General features: G+C 60.8%; 16 protein-coding genes. 9 read left to right on the top strand and 7 right to left on the bottom strand.

Annotated features, from left to right (window positions below; translation table 11 throughout):
* Positions 1-32 precede the first annotated feature (32 nt).
* The 7 genes from E6C55_RS16130 (at position 33) to E6C55_RS16105 (ending at position 9629) form a co-directional block, all read left to right on the top strand.
* The gene (locus E6C55_RS16130) at positions 33-2309 is read left to right on the top strand and encodes a dynamin family protein (RefSeq protein ID WP_136370843.1); all 2277 of its coding nucleotides are present in this window, start codon (positions 33-35) and stop codon (positions 2307-2309) included.
* On the top strand, positions 2302-4569 hold the full coding sequence (locus E6C55_RS16125; RefSeq protein ID WP_136370842.1) for a dynamin family protein: 2268 nt from the start codon (positions 2302-2304) through the stop codon (positions 4567-4569). The genes E6C55_RS16130 and E6C55_RS16125 overlap by 8 nt, the downstream gene beginning before the upstream one ends.
* A 16-nt stretch (positions 4570-4585) precedes the next feature.
* Complete coding sequence (locus E6C55_RS16120) at positions 4586-5239, top strand: hypothetical protein (RefSeq protein WP_136370841.1); 654 nt, start codon at positions 4586-4588, stop codon at positions 5237-5239.
* Between the two features lie 96 nt (positions 5240-5335).
* The gene (locus tag E6C55_RS34700) at positions 5336-6706 is read left to right on the top strand and encodes a serine-rich family protein (RefSeq protein WP_230986709.1); all 1371 of its coding nucleotides are present in this window, start codon (positions 5336-5338) and stop codon (positions 6704-6706) included.
* Positions 6600-8486, top strand: a complete 1887-nt coding sequence (locus E6C55_RS34695) for an ATP-binding protein (RefSeq protein WP_330999628.1) — start codon at positions 6600-6602, stop codon at positions 8484-8486. Before E6C55_RS34700 ends, E6C55_RS34695 begins: the two co-directional genes overlap by 107 nt.
* Positions 8486-9256 carry an HNH endonuclease gene (locus E6C55_RS16110; RefSeq protein WP_136370840.1) on the top strand — a complete coding sequence of 257 codons (771 nt, stop codon included), beginning with the start codon at positions 8486-8488 and terminating at the stop codon, positions 9254-9256. The genes E6C55_RS34695 and E6C55_RS16110 overlap by 1 nt, the downstream gene beginning before the upstream one ends.
* On the top strand, positions 9249-9629 hold the full coding sequence (locus E6C55_RS16105) for a DUF6985 domain-containing protein (protein WP_136370839.1): 381 nt from the start codon (positions 9249-9251) through the stop codon (positions 9627-9629). Before E6C55_RS16110 ends, E6C55_RS16105 begins: the two co-directional genes overlap by 8 nt.
* Positions 9630-9757: 128 nt before the next feature.
* Here the strand turns inward: E6C55_RS16105 and E6C55_RS16100 are convergent, their stop codons facing one another.
* The 4 genes from E6C55_RS16100 to E6C55_RS16085 form a co-directional block, all read right to left on the bottom strand.
* A complete protein-coding gene (locus E6C55_RS16100) occupies positions 9758-10987 on the bottom strand; it encodes an aminopeptidase (RefSeq protein WP_136370838.1) in 1230 nt (409 codons plus the stop codon).
* Positions 10988-11053: 66 nt separating this feature from the next.
* A complete protein-coding gene (locus E6C55_RS16095; protein WP_136370837.1) occupies positions 11054-14917 on the bottom strand; it encodes an S-layer homology domain-containing protein in 3864 nt (1287 codons plus the stop codon).
* 430 nt (positions 14918-15347) lie between these two features.
* Positions 15348-15716 (bottom strand): YtxH domain-containing protein, encoded by a 369-nt coding sequence (locus E6C55_RS16090; RefSeq protein ID WP_168735676.1) that lies wholly within the window; start codon positions 15714-15716, stop codon positions 15348-15350.
* Positions 15717-15780: 64 nt separating this feature from the next.
* Positions 15781-16038, bottom strand: a complete 258-nt coding sequence (locus E6C55_RS16085) for a GlsB/YeaQ/YmgE family stress response membrane protein (RefSeq protein WP_136370835.1) — start codon at positions 16036-16038, stop codon at positions 15781-15783.
* 173 nt (positions 16039-16211) lie between these two features.
* On the opposite strand from E6C55_RS16085, the gene E6C55_RS16080 reads away from it, so the two are divergent.
* The gene (locus E6C55_RS16080; RefSeq protein ID WP_168735675.1) at positions 16212-18008 is read left to right on the top strand and encodes a phospholipid carrier-dependent glycosyltransferase; all 1797 of its coding nucleotides are present in this window, start codon (positions 16212-16214) and stop codon (positions 18006-18008) included.
* Between the two features lie 54 nt (positions 18009-18062).
* A complete protein-coding gene (locus tag E6C55_RS16075; protein WP_136370833.1) occupies positions 18063-19073 on the top strand; it encodes a glycosyltransferase family 2 protein in 1011 nt (336 codons plus the stop codon).
* A 38-nt stretch (positions 19074-19111) separates the two neighbouring features.
* On the opposite strand, the gene E6C55_RS16070 is transcribed toward E6C55_RS16075, so the two are convergent.
* From E6C55_RS16070 to E6C55_RS16060, 3 genes are all read right to left on the bottom strand, one after another.
* Positions 19112-20011, bottom strand: a complete 900-nt coding sequence (locus E6C55_RS16070; RefSeq protein ID WP_136370832.1) for a LysR family transcriptional regulator — start codon at positions 20009-20011, stop codon at positions 19112-19114.
* Between the two features lie 22 nt (positions 20012-20033).
* Positions 20034-20231, bottom strand: a complete 198-nt coding sequence (locus tag E6C55_RS16065; protein ID WP_136370831.1) for a hypothetical protein — start codon at positions 20229-20231, stop codon at positions 20034-20036.
* Between the two features lie 221 nt (positions 20232-20452).
* The gene (locus E6C55_RS16060; protein WP_136370830.1) at positions 20453-21448 is read right to left on the bottom strand and encodes an electron transfer flavoprotein subunit alpha/FixB family protein; all 996 of its coding nucleotides are present in this window, start codon (positions 21446-21448) and stop codon (positions 20453-20455) included.
* Positions 21449-21781 lie beyond the last annotated feature (333 nt).

Below are 21781 nucleotides of genomic sequence, written 5' to 3'. Positions count from 1 at the left end.
TTTTTATAGGGAAGAGGACGTGTTCGTCAGGCATGAGTATTGCAGCAAACGTTGTGACTGTCTTGATTGTTCTATTGATCGTACTTGTCGGCGGCACTCTGCTGAGCCGGGGTCTCGGATGGGCCAGACTGCGGTTTGTGTCTCCCGTGATCGGGTTTCCTCTGGCTCTGGCGGTAAGCGATTTCGAAGCGAATGAAGACGGTGCGGCTTTGTCTGTAATCGGCTTGTTGCTCCTCACGCTCTGGGTCATGTTCCGTTCGCTCCACATCAAGCTTGCGCTTCGCGGCATCCGTCATGCGCAGGAGCAGTTGAGCTACGTCTGGGTCGCTCTGTACGCCATCTACACGGCATATATCTTCCATCAGTTGCAGTTCCCGTATGATTGGATTCGGAGCCATTGGCATTGGAGACTGCACAGCGCAGCCGTGACGGCCGCAGTAGCCGGCGTGTCGTTCGTCATTCTGGCAGCATTCTTGTTCTTGACGCTAGGACCGTACAGGAAGCTGCGCAAGAATCTGCGCACTCCGGGATTGATCGAACGAGAGACTCTCGTCAAGGAACTGGCTAAGCGCGCTTCGGACAAGCGGGAGGCGACGGCTTATCTGAATGCCATTGTGGAACGGATGCTGCGGCGGGGAAGAATCGTGGAATCCGTACATAACGGAATTGTCTACATAAGCAAGCCCAAGTATGCCGGCGCCGTTCCCGTCGGGGCCGGGGCTTCGGACCAAGCTACCGCGGCGAGGCCGCCGGCGGAAGGAGAGCTGGCGGAAAGAGAGCCGCTGCTTGAGCTGTTCCGGCAGAACTTCGCCGGTCATCCGGCGGCGCAGGCCGCACCGCAAGACAGAATCGCCTATGTGACCGCCTTGTTCTACGGATTGGAGGACTTGGCGCGTCACCGCGACCTGCTGGTCAGCCTGCATCGGGAGTATTCGGTTCTGCTGGATCTTCCGCAGGAAGAGGGAGAGGGCGGAGCGGCTTCGTCGATGCCGCAGGCCGGCGAGGCCGCCGCTGCAGCCGCCGTTGCGGCCGCATTCCGAACGGTGAAGCGGTATCGGCCGGTTCGCGTCTCGCGTTATCGCTGCCGCCTCGATACGCTGCGATACGCCGTCTACGGCGAGTTCTGCTATACGCGCGCCAAGCTGGGCGGTGCGGATGCGGATGGCCAGATCGCCGACTTGTATGCCAAGCGGCTGGGCATACGGCCGAAGCTCGCCGCTCTGATCGGCGAGTTCGTCGAAGCGCTTCTGAGAGGGGCATGGAAGGCTGCCCAGTTGATTCTGAATGCGAAGTTCGGCGCCGCGATACGGGGACAGCTCGCACCGCTGATCGATCGGAGCCTGATGAATGAAGCGCATCGTCATCTGCCGCGCCACGAGACGGTCGTCGTCGCGACGATGAGCGCCGGGAAGTCGACCTTCATCAACGCTCTGCTCGGGCGGGATCTGATGCCTTCCCGCAACCAGGCCTGCACCGCCAAGATTTCGAGGGTCGTCGCGAACGATCGTCTCGGGCACCGAATCGGTTATGTCCGCTTGGACAAGGGGGACTGCCGGTATGCCGGCGTCGTGGAGCCGGGAGTCGTGAAGGAATGGAACGAGATGGACGGCGCGGCGGAGCTGCGGCTTGAAGGTCCGCTTGCGGGCCTGAAGGCCAAGGGGATCATCCATGCGCTCGTCGATACGCCGGGCACGAACTATTCGGGCGATCTCAGCCATGGTCAGATCACCCAGCGTTATCTGCAGCAAGGGGAGTACGGCAGCGTCGTCTATCTTGTGAATGCAACGCAGATCTCCACGACGGACGATCGGATGCTGCTCCGCCGGGTGCTGGATACGGTGAAGCAGCGTCAAGACTCGCCGAGGCTGCTGTTCCTCCTCAACAAGGCCGACGAGTTCGACGAAGAGGCGGACGACGATCTGGCGGATGCGATGAAGCGGCTGGCTCAGGATCTGCAGGAGGCCGGCATCGAGCGTCCGCAGCTTGTGCCTATGTCGGCCTATGCCGCCAAGCTGTTCCGTATGGCCGGGGCCGGACTGGCGATGACGGCCAAGGAGACGAAGGACTTCGCTTCGCTGTACCGGCTGTTTGCGGAGGACGGTCTGGATCTGACCCGGCTGGCCCTCGTCGCAGGGGCCGTTCCCGCCTCCAGCGACGATGGGGCCGTTCCCGTCGAGCGGATCTTGGTAGGCGGCAAGGCATACGAGGGAAGCGCGATCCTCTCGGCGCTGGAGCGGACCGGCATCCGATTGGCGGAAGCTTGCATATCACAGATGGCGAATACCCAGGGAGGCATGTCAAATGGCTGAAGTTCTAGTGAGATACAATCCGTACAAGCTGGAGACGAGCTTCGCTTGTAATGGTAAGGAAATAACGGAGGAGAGCAAGCTCTACGCGCTGCGAACGGAACGGCTCCAGGTTTGGGTCGATCGACTTCCTCGCATTCTGTCCGAGGAGTGCAACGACGACGCCATCCATGTAGTCTTCCACGGCACCTTCCTCGATTATGAAGACCTGGCGGGCACGCTGGAGGAGAGCGAGATCGACGGCGTCGAATTCACTCACGCGCACATTCCAGCCAAGGAATCCGACGACAAGTTCCGCGAACTGGTCGCCTTGTTCGATGAGATGCAGGCGGGGCCCTTCGATGACTTGAAGGATGCCCAGATTCAGGAGAACTTCCGCAAGGCGCTCGGCTCGGAGTTCGAAGTCAGCGTCATCGCGACGATGAGCTCCGGCAAGTCGACGCTGATCAACGCCATGCTGGGACAGGAGCTCGTGCCTTCCAAGAACGAAGCCTGCACAGCGACGATCGCGAGAGTCCGGGACGTGGACGGGATGGAAGGCTTCACCGCCTCCTGCCTGGACGAGAATCTTAACGTCGTCATCGAAGAGCAGCCTGCGGATCTTGAGGCGATGAAGCGGTTCAACGAGGACAAGCGGGTGTCCTATATCCATGTGAACGGAGACATCCCGTTCGTGCAGACCCGCAGGACAAATCTGATCCTCGTCGACACGCCGGGGCCGAACAACTCCCGCAATACCGATCATGCGGACCATACCTACCGGGTCATCAAGAATGACGCCAAGCCGCTCGTGCTGTACGTCCTGAATGCGACCCAACTGGCGACGGACGACGACAACGAGCTGCTGCGCAAGGTGTCCGAAGCGATGAAGGTCGGGGGCAAGCAGTCCAAGGACCGCTTCCTCTTCGCCGTCAACAAGATCGATCAGTACGACGTCGAACGCGAGGACAACATCGAAGAGGCGCTTCGCAATACGCGCAATTATCTTGAGAAGCACGAAATCTTCAACCCCAATCTGTATCCGACCTCGGCCGAGACGGCCAAGGTAATCCGGCTGCACCAACGGGGAGCAGCGCTTACACGCAGACAAGAGAGCACGCTGAGCAACTACGACCTGTTTAACGATTTTCCGAATATGCATCTGACGCAGTACACGAACCTGCCGACTGCCCGCAAGCGGGAGCTGGAGGAAGAGGCCCGGCACGCACGCGAGAGCGGCGATCACTACGCGGAGACGCTGATTCATTCGGGTGTACCCGCTCTTGAGGAGGCCATCAACGAATACTTGGACAAGTACGCGGTGACGGCGAAGATCAAGAACGCGGTCGATACGTTCCGGAAGAAGGTCGAGGAGAAGATGATGTTCGATATGCTGCTGAAGAGCATCGAGCATAACAGCGGGGAGAAGGAGCGGATCAACGTCCGCCTCCGGCAAGTGGAACTGCAGTTGCAGGAGGGCAAGGCGACTTCGGCATTTAAGACGAGGCTGTCGGGACTGACTGTCAACGCGCAGAGCGAACAAGGCATCGAGGGACTGCAGTCCAAGGTAGAGCTGATGATCAAAGGATTAATCAAGCAGCCGAATCGGATGACGGTCAACGAGGCGGAGCAAGCCTTGGCCAAGACGATTCGCAAGATGACGGCGCTGCAGAGCGACGTGAAGACGGAGCTGGAGAAGCTGGTGAGCGAGGGGCTGCTGACGGATGCGGAGCGGCTGCTCGCGGAATACACCTCGTATATTCAGAGCTTGATGGAAGACGGCGACGTGCATGTCGGACAGCACGCTCTGGCAAGCGAGACGTTTATCCTCGGCGACCTGCCGGATTCGGCCGAGCTGATCAAGCGCCACAAGCGCGAGGAGAGGGAGAAGACCGGCGAGGAGGAAGTCAGGAACGAGAGCAAGCGCTGGTACAAGCCGACTACGTGGTTCCAACCGAAGTATTACACCAGGGATATTTTCGAGACGCGGGAGTACGTAGACGGCAACAAGATGATGGACGAGTTCCTGCAGCCGGTTCGCGGCGAGTTCTATGAAAATATCATTCGTGCCACAAAACATATGAAGGAAGAAACGGAGCGGCTTAAAAAGTTCTTCCTGAGCGAGATCGACAAGCTCGAGGCGGTCATCAAGCGCAAGGTCGTCGAGCTGAAGGAGCTGACCGGCGACAGCCGGGCACTGGAGCTTCGCATTCGCGACGACCGCGAGAAGATACATTGGTTGAACGGCTTCATCGCCAAACTGGATGCCGTCCTGGAGATTTGAAGAGGAGGAACGCCCGATGTGGAAGTCCAGCGCTTATCTGCAAGAAGCCATCGCAAGCCGCAATTATGTCCGTATTCACAACGAATTGTGTTCGATTATTCATAAAGACCCGACCTTTGCGACCGGTGATTACGAGGAGGCCGTCCGCTATCTCGGACGCAGCGGGGCGGACGACGCGATTCAGCCGCATGACGGCAAGACCCTCGCTCCCCGGGAAGAGTGGTCCGACGACTACTGGGCGCTCGTGATGACGAACCTGATGTACAACTTCTCGCAGGAGCGGGCGGAGCATATCAAGCAGGTCGGCCGCCATCTGTTCGGCACGCCGGCACGCGCATCGGCTCCGGTCTCCGCAAGCGTCGGCAGCCGTCCGGCGACGACGACCGCCGCGGCGCCGCGGACCGCGGCATCGGCTTCGGCTCCCCGGTCCGCGCCGGCTTCGCCGACGTCCGCTTACCGTCCGAGCGGCCCTTCCTCGTTCGGCCGCCTGGGCTCCTACGGCCGACGGAACGGCGGTGACGCGTCAAAAAAGCTGGGAGCCGTCGCGATAGCTGCAGGAGTGATCATCGCGGCGGCGGCGACGTTCGGCCTGAAGACCGTGCTCTGGATCGCGGGAGCGGCGGCAGCGGCGGGGCTGGCCTTCTTCCTGCTGCGCCGGAGCAGGCGGTGACGGGCAAGGCTCGCGAACTGTACGAGCAGGCAATGAAGCTGTCGCTGTCAGCGACACGCGCGATGCAATCCGACAATGAGCGTGGAGGGAACCGACTTGGATAAGCATCAGTTGGATGTGAGGCAGGAGGAGCAGCTTAGCCAGGCATACCTGCGGGCCGAACAGATCGTCTTGAAGAGCTATATGCCGGAGCTGTCCGGACGCGAGATTATTCCCATGGACGAGGCGGAGCGGAGCGCGGCCGTCAGCGACACCGTCCGGCTGTTCAAGCTCGGCAAGCTGGTGTACGACCGCGATGAATTCATGCTCGACAAGCTGTCGGGCGTATACAGCGCCCTCGCGGGCAGCGCGGGCTCGCTTGTGGTGCTCGTGACCAGCGACGGGACCGGCGTCGAATTCTACGTCGGCGCACGGACCGAAGCGAACGCGGGCACCCTGTCCGCCAGCCAGAATACGTTGGAGAAGGCGTTCAAGGGCAGCTTCCCGGGGAGCGAACTGAAGCGTCTGCGCAACCCGCAGATCGATGCGCTGATGGAGAGCGTCTTCCGCTCCCCCTACGAGAACAGCCGCAACGCCGTAGCCGCCGTATCGGGCATCGCTTCGCTGCGCAGCGAGGACAAGGAGCGGTTCGTCCAGGGCATCGAGAAGCTGATCGACGCGATGCGCGGCGACGCCTTCACCGCCCTCTTCATCGCGGACCCGGTCCAGCATGCAGAGCTGCGGGACATCCGCAGAGGCTATGAGGAGCTGTATACGCAGTTGTCCCCGTTCGCGTCGAGCGATCTGCAGTACAGCGCGAATGAGAGCGGTGCGATCACGGAGGGGCTGACCTCGGGCTTCTCCGAGACGCTGAACGAGAGCCTGGCCCGTACGCAGGCGATGACGGAGAGCACAAGCAAGACGCGCAATTCATCCAATACTTACAGCCGCAACGTTCTGATCAACACCGTCAACGGGCTCGTCGGGGGCAGAACCGGCATGACCGATAGCGAAGGGACGACGACGAGCGACTCCCGGACGAGCTCCGAGGCGTCGACGACCGGCAGCGCGACGACCAACTCGAAGCAGGAATCCCATTCGAAGTCGACGACCGAAGGGACCGGCAGAAGCCTTCAGATCAAGATAGCGAACAAAGAGCGTCGAGACGCTGCTGGAACGGATCGACGATCAGCTCGAGCGGCTGAAGCGGGCGGAGGATCTGGGGCTCTGGAACGGCGCGGCCTACTTCGTCGCCGGCGACGCGCAGACCGCCCGGATCGCAGCCAATACATACAAGGCGCTGATGCGGGGCGACAATTCGTCCGTCGAGAGCGGCTGCGTCAACACATGGGACAACCGCAGCGGCGCCGCGCTGGCCCTCATGTCCGACTATGTCGCCAAGCTCCGCCACCCGTTGATCCGACTCGAGGCCCCCGGCGCCGCCCATTCGCTGATCTGCACGCCGGGCTCGCTTGTGAACGGCCATGAGCTGGCGATTCACGCCGGGCTGCCGCTCAAGTCGGTGTCGGGGCTGCCGGTCATCGAGACGGCCGCGTTCGGCCGGAATGTCGCCGTCTACGGCCATACCGCAGCTTCGCGCACCGTCGGACTGGGCCGGATTTTCCACATGGGTGCCGTCGAAGAGACGCCGGTGAACATCGATATGGACAGCCTGACGATGCATACGTTCGTTACCGGCTCTACGGGCTCGGGCAAGTCGAATACGATCTATCAGTTGCTCGCCAAGCTTCAGGGCCGCGGCATTCCCTTCCTCGTCATCGAGCCGGCGAAGGGGGAGTACAAGCAAGTATTCGGGGGGCTGCCGGGCGTCCGCGTGCTGGGCACCAACGCGATGGTGACCGAGCTGCTGCGCCTGAACCCGTTCGCCTTCCCGGAAGGCGTGCATGTGCTCGAGCATATCGACCGGCTTGTCGAAATTTTTAATGCTTGCTGGCCGATGTACGCCGCGATGCCGGCCGTGCTGAAGGAAGCTATAGAGCAAGCTTACGTCGTGTCGGGCTGGGACCTGGAGGACTCCTTGAACTACAGCGGGGCGAATCGCTTCCCGACGTTCCGCGACCTGATGGACATCCTCCCGGAGACGATTCGTACATCCGAATACTCCGACGAGGTGAAGGGCAATTACGTCGGTGCGCTCGTGACGCGGGTCCGGTCGATGACGAACGGGATCAACGGCCGCATCTTCTCCGGGGAGGAGACGGAGTCAGCCGTGCTGTTCGACGGCAACTGCATCGTCGATCTGAGCCGGGTCGGTTCGTCGGAGACGAAGTCGCTGCTCATGGGCGTCCTGGTCATGCGGCTGCAGGAGCATCGCTCGGCAGCGGCCGGCGGCATGAACGGCGCGCTGCGGCATGTCACCGTGCTGGAGGAGGCGCACAATCTGCTGCGGCGCACCTCCGCCGAGCAATCGCAGGAGGGCAGCAACCTGCAGGGCAAGGCGGTCGAGATGCTGGCCAACGCGATCGCGGAGATGCGGACGTACGGGGAAGGGTTCGTCATCGCCGATCAATCGCCGGGTCTGCTCGATCTGTCCGTCATTCGCAATACGAACACCAAGCTCATTCTTCGGTTGCCGGACGAGCAGGATCGGCTGCTTGTCGGACGGGCCGCCAATCTGAACGAGGAGCAGATCGAGGAGCTTGCCCGTCTGCGGGTCGGCGTGTCCGCCGTGTACCAGAACAACTGGCTGCAGCCGGTGCTGTGCGCAATGGACCGGTTCGAGACGCATAGCGAATATCGCTATGCACCGCCTCCCGTCACGGAGCGGCAGACGAATCGGCGCATGCTCGGCGACCTGGTCGGTCTGCTGCTGGCCGGTCGGGCCGGCGAACGGCCGGACGCAAGACGTCTGGCGCAGATCGAGCCGATTGGCAGTTGGCTGATGAATCAGCCCTTTGACGATCGGACGAGACGAACGATAGCTGCGCAGTTGGAGAGCTTGAGAACCGACGGCAGCATGCCGATATGGGAAGAGGCGCAATTCGAGAAGCTCGCGGACGTCGTCTCCTCGCTGTTCAACGGTCGGGTGCTGCTCCAGTCCGCCAGGCAAACCCGCGATCTCCGGCAGTGGAACGAGACGGTGACGACGTCGATCCGGCAGGCGGCCGACTTGTCGCTGGACGAGGCGGTCGAGACGGCCGTCACCCAGTGTCTGCTCCGGGAGCAGTCCGCGGCCGATGAGGCAGCCAAACAATTTTATTTTCTGTGGGTTGAGGATGCGAATGGGAGAGGCAGGGGGATTGCTTGATGGTGCCTTTTACGGCAGTCTTATCGGAGGTATCCAAGGAATCGCTGAAGGAAGCGGGCAAGGAGGGCGCCAAAGAAACGGCCAAGGAAGGCGTAGGCGGAGGCAAGAGCTCGGTTCCCGAGTTCGCGAAGGGAGCCAAGGCCGAGACGATCACGAGCTTCGAGGCGGCGGACAAGCCGGTTCGGCCGGTCGGCGCCGAGGCCAAGTCCGGCGCAATCGAGAGAGGCTACTCCAGCGAAGTGATTGAATCATTGTCAGCAGAGGTCGAGAAACTCCCGGAAAATGAGTGTTTTAGCACCTATGAGGAGAGAATACAACAAACGCCTACTGATAAAAATACAGAGCGTGGGTATTGGGAAGGTTCGCGAGGCGAATCGAAGTATCTATCGTCTGAAGAAAATATAAACGATTTGCTTGCAAAGTATGGCGTAGAAGGGATTAAATATCGTGATGGCATCCCTGATTTTTCAACATGCTCCGAATCAACGGTACAGATTGATAATATGTCGGAAAAACGGGATGTCAACTTCAGGCAAGCCGACGAAAAGTGTGCTGAACAGTGGAATTCTGAGAGTAAAGACGGGAAGAATGACTGGACTGCACGTGATATTGCTAACTGGAGACGAGAGAATGGGTATTCCTGGCATGAGTGCAACGACAGAAAAACATGTCAACTGATTCCCACAGAAATTAATGATTATTTCGGACACTTTGGTGGAGTAGGGGAATGTAAAAAAGCCAATCTTCAGGAGGAAGGTTTCGATGAATAAGCAAAAAATAAATGTATGGGGGCGCGACTTCGAGCTTGATGTAGTATATGACTGCTACGAGGGAGAGGAGGTACTATCCACTCAAAGAGAAGCGTTGGAGCGGTTCTTGACAATGCCCATCCTAATCAGTGATTCAAAAAAAGCGGTGGAGAACTATTGCCTCAACCGAAATTCTGATGAGATAGGCGCGCAATCTGTTGAGAATATATTCAAGTATGTTATTCCTAAATCGCTATATATCCAGCGCACCGCGGATGATTCTCGAGTAGTCGCTCTTATGTGCGCCTATAAGTTTGATGTTGACAATGGGATTGCCGTGGTCTTTAAGAACGAGAGGTTCGATAGGGTAGGTACACAAAATATTATTTTGTAAAAATGCAAAGTCGGCAGCAGCGATTATGAGTTTGATGCCAACAGAAGAAATATGAGATTCTCACTTCATATTCATAGAAGGGACCCCCGCCTCCTCGGCGAGTGTCCCTTCTTCTGCTTCAATAGCGGTCAGAGCGCCCAATTCCCCTTGCGGAACACCGGCTCGATCTGGCCGTCCTTTGTGATGCCGTCGATGTCCATCTCGGCCGATCCGACCATGAAGTCGACGTGCAGGAAGCTCTGGTTGAGGCCGGCTTGCTCCAGCTCTTCGCGGGACATGGCAGGGCCGCCTTCGATGCAAGTCGGGTACGCGTTGCCCAGGGCGAGGTGGTTGGAGGCATTCTCGTCGAAGAGCGTGTTGTAGAAAATAATGTTCGAATCCGAGATCGGAGAGCGATGAGGAACGAGAGCGACTTCTCCGAGGTAGCGCGACGTGTTGTCGAGATCGAGCATCTCCTTCAGGGAGTCGTAGCCCTTCTCGGCTTCGAAGTCCACGACGCGGCCGTTCTCGAACGTCAGGCTGAAGTTCTCGATCAGGTTGCCCTGATAGCTGAGCGGCTTGGTGGCGCGCACCACTCCGTTCGTGCCCAGGCGGTGCGGAGCCGAATATACCTCTTCGGTCGGAATGTTCGGGTTGAACGTGCCGCCCCGCTCGTTCTTCGAGATGCCCCCGTTCCAGAGATGGTTGTCGGGCAGCTCGAGGATCAGATCGGTTCCCGGGGCCCGGTAATGCAGCTTCTTGTATTGCTTCTTGTCCAGATAAGCGCGCTTGGCGAGCAGCGTGTTGTTGTGCTCCTCCCAAGCTGCGACGGGATCATCCCGGTCGACGCGGACGGCGGCGAAGATCGCCTGCCATAGCGCCTCAACGGCCGCAGCCGTGTCCAGCTCCGGGAACACCAGCTTCGCCCAGTTGTCCGACGGGGCGGCAACGATGGACCAGGTCACTCTCTTGGACGCCGTGTATTTCCGCCAACCGGCAAGAGCGGCCGAGGATACCCGCGAGTAATCCGCGATCCGCTTCGGATCGATTCCCTTGAGCAGATCGGGATCGTCGGACTTGATAAGCAGATAGGCGCCGCCGTTCTCCGCCAGCTCCGACATTCCCTGGACCCGCCAGGCCGGATACGTCTCGAACGCTTCGTCCGGCGCCAGGCTGTAGGTCAGCTTGCTGATCTGCTCGTCGCGCCACTCGACGTGGACGCTCTTCGCTCCGACTTCGTAAGCGCGCTTGACGACGAGGCGCGTAAGCTCCGGCAGATGGATCGGCGCGTTGATCCACAGCTCCTGTCCCTTCTGAATATTTACAGCCGTTCTCACGATGAGATCGGCGTACTTTTCCAATTGGGCAATCGTTGGCATGTTGCATTCCTCCTGTTCCTTCTTAGTGTAGCACTTGAAGGCGGGTTAATCGAATTGCTGCCGTTCTTAAATCAATTCCGATCGCTCCAACAGCCGGGCGAGCATCGCGGCCGTCTCGGCACGGCTGACCGCGGCCTGGGGAGCGAGCGTGCCGTCGCCTCTGCCGGCAACGATGCCGGCTTGGAGGATGCGTGCCGCTGCGCTTGCGGCCCAGGGGGACAGGGCGTCGGCATCGCGGAAGGAGGAGAGCGTCGCCCCGCTCTCGCCGGGCGCAACACGTTCGCTCAAGCCGGTGAGAATCGCCGCTTTGTCCAGAATGGCCATCGCCTGCTCCCGGGTAATCGGATCGGCCGGGCGATAGAGGCCGTCTTCGTAGCCGCTGATCAGGCCGTAGGAAGCAGCGGCTTGAATCTCCGCCCGGTAATCGCTAGAAGTCGGCACATCGGAGAACACGAGGGCTCCTTCTTCCGCCGACAGGCCGAGCGCCCGCACCGCCATTGCCGCGAATTCCGCTCGCGTTACCGGCCGGTTCGGGCTGAACGTCGAGTCTCCCGTCCCGCGAACGATCATCCGGTCCGCCATGTCGCGTACGATCGCGTTCGCCCAATGGCCGTTCATGTCGCGGAAGTCCCGGTCGGCGGACGGCTTTCCGATGCCTCCGAACAAGCCGGTCTCCATGCTGCTCAGTTGCAGATGGTAGGCTCCGTCGATCCGCACAAGTCTGGAGGGAGCGTGCCGGAGCGAACCGTCCTTCGCGAGCGAGGCCGCCGTCGCGACTTGGTCCGGGGAGAGCCCGTCGGGAAGCGCCAATGTTCTCGCCGCATATCCGATCAACCGGGCCGCCTCCGTCGTGCGCCCATCGTAAGAAGCTCGCACTTCGAACTTCAGCGGCGTGATCGCCCAGGTCAGCGCTTCGCGGGAGGCGGCCTGGGAAGCGGAGAGGCGCTCGTCTTCCGTCGGCTCGGCAATCTCAATCTCGAGGTTGATCGCCTCCGGATCAAGCTCCGCCCCGAGGCTGCGGGACAAGCCTGCGATGTCGATCTGCTGCGCCGGCAGCGTCCATGTTGCCCCGGCGGCCCGAATATACAAGATTGCCTGCCGATCGGCCAGGCCGCGAAGCATTCGACCGTTCAACACGACGCGAACGCCGCCGCTGTCCGGAGCGGCCGAGAGAGTGAACTGCGGATGCTCCTCATCCGTCTGTTCAAGGTACGCTAGAAGCTTGTCCTCGTCCAATCCGATCGTCGTCAGGCCTTCGTCGCTAACGATCGTCGCGATGATTCCGTCCGTGGAGACGTGCGAATCGTCGGCACCGGCATCGGCATCGGAGTCGGCGTCCGAGATACTGCCGCCACCGCCGTTGTCGCCTCCGCTCTCGCCGTTGCTTCCTCCGTCCACGCCGCCATTATCGCCGCCATCGCCATCCTCGCCGCCATTATCGCCTCCGGAAGGCGGGTTCGTCCCCTCGGCAGCTCCGCCTACGTTCCACCAGCTCGGATTGGCATCGATCCATTCCATCAGAGCGGCGTACTTCGGCGCTTCCGACACCGGCTGGTCGAGGTACTCGAGAGCGCCCCAGGAGCCCCACTTGCTGAAGCCGCCGACGAAGGAGAACGCCGCAAACAGCTTGCCGCCCGCCTCTCTCCAGTCGTCGAGGTATTGCAGGTAGGCATCCTTCATCCGCGGGTCCCGGTTGATCTCGATCAAGCGGGCCGTCAGCTCGTCGTCATCCGGGTACCACTGTCCATCGTAGTACGTGCCGGCGAGATGCTGGCCTCCTTCATAGGCGATCAGGTCGACGCCGACCGAAGTCGCGTATTGGCTCAGACGCATCGTCGCTTGCTTGGACAGAGCCAGCTCGCTCTGCATGTCCGCGAAGATCTCGTCCAGTGTGGCCGACTTCGCGAACTCGGCCTTTTCGTTGCCGTAGGCTCCTCCGAAGTAAGGCGCGATCGCGATCGCATCCGTCTTCTCATAAGCATTGTCCTGCTTCATCGATATCTCGGCGCCGTAGGCATAATCCCAGGCGAAGCCGCCCATCACGCGAACGAGCCGGTCGGTGCCGCCGAAGACATCCTCCCAGATGTCGAAAATCTGGCGGGAACGATGGCCCATGAAGCGGGAATTGCTGCTGTCGGCATAACCGAGCAGTCGGCCCTGCTCCTCCGCGTAGTAGTACTGATCGAAGCCCGCGTTCCACACCTCGTTCGAGTATTCGATATAAGCGTGCAGGTTCGGATCGAGATGATCCCGCACATACGTCGCGAACTGCCGAATGTAGTTGTCGTCGGCCAGCGTCGGCATGTTGAACCAAGGGTCCGCCTGCAACTCGTTGGCGAGCATCACCATATATTCGACCGCCACGCCTTGCTCGGTCGATTGGACGTAGCTGTCGATCGTCGATCGTTCCGCCCAGTCGCCGGCCGCATTCTCGTTCGTTCGCATCCAGTCCATGAAGCGAAGCGTCTTGAACGGCTTCAACCGCTCGAGGAATAGCGGATTGAACGGATGCTCCTCGTACGTATCGAGGAAGCCCGGCATGATGACCCGAATGTTGCGGATATAGTTGTCCGGATTCGTCTCTTCGATCGTCATGACGAGCTGGGAGGTGGCCGGATTATCGATCGCGATGACGATCTTGCCCGACTCGCGGGAGACGATTCGCGGACCGAAGTCCTCGCGAACGCTCAACTCGCCTTCGCCGTCGTACAGAATCGTATACTCGCCGTCCGGATAATGCCCGCCCAGATCGATCAGCATACCCGCCTCGGCCGTCTGGCCTTCCTCCAGCGACTTGACCCAGCCGTTCTCATCCAGGTCGAGCTCATCCGTGCCGTAGTTGTTCCAGGGACGGGCCGTCTTGAACAGGTCGACGAACGGCAGGTCGGTGGACCAATCGACAACGGAAGCCAAATTCATGCCAAGCGGGGAAAAATCATGGTTCGAGGAAGAGGAGGTTCTGAGCTGAATCGTGTTGCTTAATGCCGAGTTCCCGGATCGATCGATCGCCTTGACGCGCCAGGAGTACAGACGTCCGGCTTCGAGTCCCCGCCGCGTGAAGTGCGTCTCCGTTGTGCTCGCGATATAAAGACCGTCCTGATAGACTTCGTACTCCCGAATGCGGTCGTTGTCGACCGATGCGGTCCACTGAAGGTTCGCGACCGTCTGATTCATCCCCATCGCCGACAGCACTGGAGCGGACGGGGGCTCCGATTCGGAATTGAACATCGCTGCGAGCGAAGCGATCTCCTCATCGGAGAGCGGCTCGTCATAGATGCGGAAGTCGTCGTAATAGAGAAGTCTCGGGGAGGTGTCGTAGATATTGCCGAAGCTGAAGTCGCCTTGCAGCTTGAAGAGATAGTCGGGATCGGAGAAGGAATACGATGCGCCGATCCGGCCGTCCGCCACGAAGTCCACGGCGGCGCCGTCGATCCGGATGGCGACATGATGCCATTCGTCCGGCGACAGAAGAGGAGGAGTCAGGAACTCGTCGCCGCCGTATCGGAGCTGCAGCCAGCCGTCCTCCGTCACGTGCACCGAGAAGTCCGACATGCCGAACAACTGCTGATAAGCGCTGTCCGAGCCGTACTTTATCCAGAATGCGATCGTCAGCCGGTTTGTCCCGCTGAGCGCGTGAAGGCTGGCCGGCTCGGGTACGACCATCCGTTCCTCGGCCGTGCCCAGTCTTAGGCTGGAAGAGCCGATATAGGGCTCGCTCCAGGACGGAATTCCGGCGCTCAGCATCCCGTCGTTCCCGTTCCCGGAAGCGTCCGCCGCCGTTGTTCCCGTGCCTTCGTCCATCGGCCAATACGCCGCAAGCCGCGAGTCCGCCGCCGTCTCGTCCGCTGCGACCGCTCCGGGCGCCAGAACCGGCATCCCCAAGCAAACGATCAGAAGTAAAGCAACAACCTGCCAAGCGCGTACAGCCATCCGCCGCACCTATCCTCTCCGTCAGCTCCGGGATCTCTGCCAAGTCATGATGTCGTCTTTATTCATATCGACGCCGATGCAGGCAATCTGTAGGTTTTGAGGCCATCTCATCCTCCGCGTTCTATCCGCTCTGGCGGCATTATGTCTCCTCTCCCGCTCACTCAGGAGAGGGAGGTTCCTGAGCCGCGGGGAGAAGAGACATAAGCGCCCAGAAGGGGGATAGCGTCCATGCAATCACCATAATATGGAAACAGCCCCCCGTTATCGCGAATCCAATCGAGCCCCTCCGTCTCGCTTCTATCGCAAGCAAGGGGCTGCCCGGTTGACGGGACAGCCCCTTGCTTGCGATTGGACATCATATTGAGCCGCGCCGGCTGCAAGCCCCAAGCCCCAAGCCCTGGATCGAGGCCCGAGCATCGGTCGGTCCGGTCTATTCCCGGGCCTGTGCTCGTCCGAGCTCCCGTTCCCCGTCCGACAACGAGCCGGAGCGGGCGGCCGAAGCGATCTCCTGCTTGACGGCGCCGGCCGCATCCGCGGCTTCGGACTTGGCGGTGCGCACGATCGAGAGCGTCTTGTCGACTATCTCGGAAGCGTGCTGGCCGACCTGCGACGCGACCTCCTTCGTCTTGGCGCCGGCTTCGGACGCCCACTTCGACGTGCGGTCGGAGGCTTCCTTATACTTGGATCGGATATCCTTGCGAAGCTCCTGGCCGGACTTGGGAGCGAGCAGCAGAGCGGCTGCGGCTCCGAGCGCTCCCCCGATAACGACACCTTTAACCGTGCTTTTCACATTGGACATGAACCTCATCCTCCTTCATAAAATTGGTTGATTCGAACATTCCTGCGACTAAACGGTTGTGCGACTAAGCGGACTTGCGGAGCGCCTGGCCGAGCAGCCCCATCAGGAAGACGAACAACGCCGCGCCGATGATGGACGGAACGATCGGGAATCCGGCGATGATCGGCCCCCAGGAGCCTAGCATCAGAGCGCCCAGCCAAGCCCCGGCGAAGCCTGCGATCATGGAACCGAACACGCCTCCCGGCATCTGGGCTCCGACGAGCGCATCGCCGATAATACCGATCAGGATCGCCATCAGAATGCTGAGCAGCAGTCCCCACATCGGGATCTCCTCCCTTCGGGATGGGATACACCCTCTCCGCCTTGGAGAGGATGGGTGGCTACTGCTCATTACCCGCCGTTTCGGGGAATGAACCCGAAGGTTCTCTGGGACTTTCCGCCAAGTACCGTTTCGACTACAATAGGAACAGACTGTTTAGGAAGGCGAGGACGGGAATGGAAGGAAGATGGGACGATCGGTCGGCGCCGATCGGATGGGGGAACTACGGTTCCGACGAGCGCAGCGGCCGCCGCTGGAGGCGCATAGACTGGATTCTTATCGCTGTATTGACGCTGGTATCCGCGCTTGCCTCGTTTCACGATCTGGGCAATCGGTCCGCTCCGCAGACGTTCTGGAAGCCGGGAACGAGCGGGGACGGCTTCACCGTCGACTTCGGCAAGGTGCAGACGGTCGCCAGGCTGAATCTGTACGAAGGCCCCGGAGCGACGGGGGACAGCAAGATGGAATATTCGATCGACGGAATAAACTGGCAGACTTATGCGGAGATTGAACATAAAGTGAGCCGGGCATTCACGTGGAAGTCGGAGGACAAGACGGTGGACGCGCGGTACATGCGCTATACGGCCACGAGGGTCGGCTTCCGGATGTACGAGGCGGCGTTCTTCGCGCCGGGCGGAGGCTCGCCGCTGCCGATCGCGTCGGTTGAGGACAACGACAAGAAGGGTTCTCTGACGGAAGGCAGCGGGGCGCTCGTATTCGACGAGCAGGACGAAGCTCCGTACCGCCCGGATTACCGCAACAGCATGTACTTCGACGAGATTTACCACGGGCGCACCGCTTACGAATTCATCGAGCGAATGGAGCCGTACGAGAACACGCATCCGCCGCTCGGCAAGGTCATTCTCTCGATCGGGGTCGAGCTGTTCGGCATGACGCCGTACGGCTGGCGCTTCATGGCGGCGGTGGGCGGAACAATTATGGTGCCCGTATTCTATATGGCGGTAAGAGGCATGTTCAAGCGGACGCGCTACGCGTTCATGGGCACCCTGCTGCTGCTCTTCGAGGGCTTCCACCTCGTACATTCCCGTATGGCCAACGTGGATATTTTCGGCGTTACCTTCACGATCTTGATGTACTACTTCATGTATCTGTACGGCGAGACCAAGTGGAGGAACGGCGGCTTCGGCAAGAGCTTCCTCTACCTGGGCCTGTCCGGCTTCTTCTTCGGCTGCGCCGCCTCGGTGAAGTGGAATTATCTGTACGGGGGAGCGGGCCTTGCCATCCTGTTCTTCTGGTACCTGTACCGCAGGGCGAAGGAAGCGAGGGAGAACGGGGACCGCGGCTATGCGAAGCGGGTCGTTCTGACGCTGCTGGCGTGCCTCGTTCTGTTCGTCGCGATTCCCGTCGGCACGTACATCGCGTCCTATACGCAATTCCTTCAGGCGACCAAGGCCGACGACGGCATCAAGGATTTGTGGCAATATCAGAAAAACATGTATGATTACCACAAAGGGGTCAAGGAGAAGCATCCGTACTCCTCCAAGTGGTACACCTGGCCGCTTATGCTGCGCCCCGTATGGTATTACGGCGGGAAGGACCTGGCGACGGGGGATGCGCAGAGCATCGCCGCGATCGGCAATCCGCTCGTCTGGTGGGGAGGGCTGGCCGCGCTGCTCGCTTCCTGGTTTATCGGGGCGATGAGGCGCAGCCGGATCGTGCTCGTTATCGCCGTCATGTACCTGTCGTTCTACGTGCCGTGGATGGTGTCGCCGCGAAGCATCACCTTCCTGTATCACTACTTCCCGATGGTGCCGCTGCTGATCCTGTCCATCGTGTGGATCTTGCGCTTCTTCGAGGAGGAGTGGCCGCGCTTCGGCAAGGCGTTCTCCGCCTTGACCCTGACGGGGGCGGCCGTTCTGCTCGTCTGGTTCTACCCGATCTACACGGGGCTTACGATCAGCCGGGAATGGATGAACTTCGGAATTCGTTGGCTGGACAGTTGGGGCTTCTAATTGGAACGACCCGGAACAAATTTGAACAACCTGAACCTGCGAAGGAGAACGAGCATGAACGGACCCGTGTTTCTATCGGTCGTCATACCGATGTATAACGAGGAAGAGGTTATCGAGACGACATTTCGCAGGCTGACCGAGGCGCTTGCGCCGATTGGGGAGACGTATGAGCTCGTCTTCGTCAACGACGGAAGCCGCGACAACACGGCGAAGCTCGTCCGCAGAATCGGGGAAGGGGACAAGCGCGTCAAGATGCTCGACTTCTCCCGCAACTTTGGCCACCAGATCGCGGTTACCGCGGGCATGGACTACGCCTCGGGAAGAGTGGTCGTCCTGATCGATGCCGATCTGCAGGACCCGCCGGAGCTCATCCCGGAGATGATCGCCAAGTGGCGCGAAGGATATGACGTCATCTACGGCCAACGCGTGGTGCGCAAGGGCGAATCCCTGTTCAAGAAGCTGACCGCCGCCGTTTTCTACCGGCTGCTTCGCTCGATGACCTCGGTGAGCATTCCCGTCGATACGGGCGACTTCCGGCTCATGGACCGCAAGGTGTGCGACGCCCTAAGCAGCATGAGGGAGCAGAGCCGCTTCATTCGCGGGATGGTCAGTTGGGCCGGCTTCCGCCAGACGGCGCTGGAGTATGTGCGGGAGGAGCGGTTCGCGGGAGAGACGAAGTACCCGCTTCGCAAGATGGTCCGGCTGTCGCTCGACGCGATCACGTCCTTTTCGACGAAGCCGCTCAAGATCGCGGGCATTCTCGGGTTCGTCATGTCCGCGGTCGGCTTCATCTACCTGCTTGTCGTCATCTATCAGCGGCTGTTCACGGACACGACGCTGCAGGGCTGGACGTCGATGATCGTCATCAGCCTGCTGTTCCACGGCATCACGCTGTCGCTGCTCGGCATTCTCGGCGAATACATCGGCCGCACATACGAAGAGGCGAAGCGCCGGCCGCTCTATCTGGTGGCGGACAAGCTTAACTTCGAGCAGCCGTCGCACGCCGAGCCGTTCCCGCCTTCCTCGCCAAGCGGCGATCCCGAGCTTGCGGCATCGCGCCGCTGACGCGCATACAACAGAGAGGTTGGTCCTGAAGCGATAAGCTACAGGGCCAACCTCTCTTCCGTTGCCGCGGCTTGCTCGAGCAGCTCCATCAGGTGCCGGATCGCCGGGTTTTTCCACTTCTTGCGGTGCAGCACAATCTGCGTGTAGAAAACAATGTCCGAATGAGCGAACGGAAGCTCGACGAGCCTCCCTTCCGCAAGCTCGCGTTCCACCGCGATGCGCGGCAGCAGGCCGACCCCGAGGCCGTAGCCGACGAAGCGCTTGATCGCCTCGAGGCTCTCGAATTCGTGCTGGATGCGGTAGCCGACCGCGTTGCTCGAGAGCAGGCGCTCGAACGCGTTGCGGTAGGTGCACGTCTGCTCGGTGGCGACGTAGCTCTGCCCGTTCAGGTCGTCCATCGTGATCCGCACCTGCCCGCACAGCGGATGCGCCGGCTCGGCGAACAGGACAAGCGGCTCCTCGCGAATCGGCAGCGTCTCGATGTCGTCGTCCACGACCATGCGGTCGAGGATGATGCCGGCGTCGATCTCCCCGGCGCGCACCCGCTGCAGAATCTCCTGCTCGTGCAGCGCTTGAACGTTCAGGCTCACCTGCGGGAATGCTTGGCGGAAGTGCATGAACACGGGAGGGAGGAAGTAGGCGATCATCGATTCGATCGTGCCGATGTTCAGATTGCCGCTCACCTGCCGGGAGATCATCAGCTTCGAATCCTCGTACAGCGTCAGAATCTGCGCGAACACCTGGTGAAGGTACTCGCCCGCCGACGTGAGCCGCATGATCCGGCCGTAGCGCTCGAACAGGATGACGCCGTATTCCTGCTCAAGCTTCTGGATGTGGGTCGTTACGCTGGACTGGACGTAGCCCAGATTCTCTGCCGCTTTGGTGAAGCTCTGGCAGCGCGCAACTTCCATAAAGCTCTTAAGGGTGGTAAGGTCCAATCGCGATCACATCCCGTCCGGGCTAGATTGATTTGCGGGTTTTGCGGGTTTCGCGGCTCAGGAGCGAGAGGAGCTGCCGGATTCCCGTTCTGCCCTTGGCGCCGTCAGTTCCCTCCGGAGTCGCCCCCGTACGAAGCAGAAGCTCCCGTTTGTGCTGCCGCTCAAGCTCCATCTCGCGCATTTTCCATATTGTATAGGCGTCGTAGTCGTGAATCAACATTTTTTTCGCCCCCCGATCGTCTTGGAATTGAGGATCATATTACCATCGCGAAGCGGCGCGCAGTTATCGAAACATTCGCATATCGCCCATCGACAAAATCAATGGAAACGCCTTCAGTGAAAGAGGACAAACGTTCGTGTGGAAAAAAAGAGCATCCTTCCCGGCAAGAGGCCGGAGAGGATGCGCGCGGTCGGCGGAACAAGCAGGCGGAGGGGCGGCACTTAGGCGGTCGACGAGGCGAGCAGCTTCTTGAACTCCTCGGTCAGGAGCGGGACGATCTCGAACAAGTCGCCGACGATCCCGTAATCCGCAACCTTGAAGATCGGCGCTTCGGGGTCCTTGTTGATCGCGACAATGACGCGGGAGCGGCTCATGCCGGCCAGATGCTGGATGGCGCCGCTGATCCCGCACGCGATGTACAGCTCCGGCGTGACGACCTTGCCGGTCTGGCCGATCTGCAGCGCGTACTCGCAATAGCCGGCATCGCAGGCGGCCCGCGACGCGCCGACCGCCGCGCCGAGCACGGCGGCCAGCTCCCGCAGCGGCTTGAAGCCGTCCGCGCTGCGGACGCCGCGCCCGCCGGAGACGATGATGCGCGCTTCGGTCAGGTCGAGCCTCCCCGCCGCCTGGCGAATGACGTCCTTGACGACCGCGCGCAGGTCGTCCGGGGGTGCGTACACCACGGCCTCGAGCCTGCCCGGCGAGGCAAGCGGCTCCGCCGGCGGCAGATTGCTCGGCCGCACCGTGACGACCCGCGCGGCGGCGCCGGGAGCGAAGCGCCGCGTCTCGAGTAGCTTGCCGGCGTACAGCGGCCGCACATAAGCGAGCGCATCGCCTGCGCCTTCCAGCGCGACGACATCGGAGAGCTGCCCGGCGTCGAGCCAGGCGGCGAGCGCGGGGGCGAGGTCGCGGCCGAGCGCCGTATGGCCGAGCGCGACGAAGTCCGGCCGCTCGCCGCCGAGCGCGCTCCGGACGGCGGCGGCGTACGCCTCCGGGTTGTACGCCGCGAGCCGGGCATCGTCGACGACGTACGTCGTTCCATCGACGCAGGCGCGAAGCCGCTCCGCCGCTTCGGCAAGCGAGTGGCCGACGAGCACGGCGCAGATGCGGTCGTCCGGCGACGTGCGGGCGGCGCGCACGAGGTGAAGCGCTTCCAACGATACTTGCCTCAGCTTGCCGTTGCGAGCCTCGGCAACGACGACAATCGATTGACCCATGGGACGGCCTCCTTGTTCGGGGGATGGGATGACAAGCGGCGGTTTGGCGTGTTCAACGCCCGATTTTGCCTGCTGTATGACCTTTCGGTGCGAATAACTACATAATAAATGCAATCGCGGTTCTTCCATACAGTGGAGAAGGAGGAGGGGGGATTTCGGTTTTCCATATTGTGGTTATGTCCATGGACGACATCCCCTTTTGGCGCATTAGGCCTCATCTCCCCTTCGATCAGGAACCTCATCTCCTCACGGATTGCGTCCTCCGCACGGCAACATTTTTTTACAGTTCCCCTTGCATTCCTTCCAGAAAATGCTACAATAAAAGAGAACGAA

Origin of the sequence: Cohnella fermenti, assembly GCF_004801405.1 — a bacterium.
Taxonomy (GTDB): Bacteria; Bacillota; Bacilli; order Paenibacillales; family Paenibacillaceae; genus Cohnella; species Cohnella fermenti.
The sequence above is the reverse complement of the archived record's forward strand: the minus strand, read 5'-3'. Positions and strand labels throughout refer to the sequence as shown.

What these genes read in the sequence shown, in the direction of transcription:
- E6C55_RS16130 (WP_136370843.1), top strand. Translation starts at nt 33, where the DNA reads ATGAGTATTGCAGCAAACGTTGTGACTGTCTTGATTGTTCTATTGATC.
- E6C55_RS16125 (WP_136370842.1), top strand. Translation starts at nt 2,302, where the DNA reads ATGGCTGAAGTTCTAGTGAGATACAATCCGTACAAGCTGGAGACGAGC.
- E6C55_RS16120 (WP_136370841.1), top strand. Translation starts at nt 4,586, where the DNA reads ATGTGGAAGTCCAGCGCTTATCTGCAAGAAGCCATCGCAAGCCGCAAT.
- E6C55_RS34695 (WP_330999628.1), top strand. Translation starts at nt 6,600, where the DNA reads ATGTCCGACTATGTCGCCAAGCTCCGCCACCCGTTGATCCGACTCGAG.
- E6C55_RS16110 (WP_136370840.1), top strand. Translation starts at nt 8,486, where the DNA reads ATGGTGCCTTTTACGGCAGTCTTATCGGAGGTATCCAAGGAATCGCTG.
- E6C55_RS16105 (WP_136370839.1), top strand. Translation starts at nt 9,249, where the DNA reads ATGAATAAGCAAAAAATAAATGTATGGGGGCGCGACTTCGAGCTTGAT.
- E6C55_RS16100 (WP_136370838.1), bottom strand. Translation starts at nt 10,987, where the DNA reads ATGCCAACGATTGCCCAATTGGAAAAGTACGCCGATCTCATCGTGAGA.
- E6C55_RS16095 (WP_136370837.1), bottom strand. Translation starts at nt 14,917, where the DNA reads ATGGCTGTACGCGCTTGGCAGGTTGTTGCTTTACTTCTGATCGTTTGC.
- E6C55_RS16090 (WP_168735676.1), bottom strand. Translation starts at nt 15,716, where the DNA reads ATGTCCAATGTGAAAAGCACGGTTAAAGGTGTCGTTATCGGGGGAGCG.
- E6C55_RS16085 (WP_136370835.1), bottom strand. Translation starts at nt 16,038, where the DNA reads ATGTGGGGACTGCTGCTCAGCATTCTGATGGCGATCCTGATCGGTATT.
- E6C55_RS16080 (WP_168735675.1), top strand. Translation starts at nt 16,212, where the DNA reads ATGGAAGGAAGATGGGACGATCGGTCGGCGCCGATCGGATGGGGGAAC.
- E6C55_RS16075 (WP_136370833.1), top strand. Translation starts at nt 18,063, where the DNA reads ATGAACGGACCCGTGTTTCTATCGGTCGTCATACCGATGTATAACGAG.
- E6C55_RS16065 (WP_136370831.1), bottom strand. Translation starts at nt 20,231, where the DNA reads ATGTTGATTCACGACTACGACGCCTATACAATATGGAAAATGCGCGAG.
- E6C55_RS16060 (WP_136370830.1), bottom strand. Translation starts at nt 21,448, where the DNA reads ATGGGTCAATCGATTGTCGTCGTTGCCGAGGCTCGCAACGGCAAGCTG.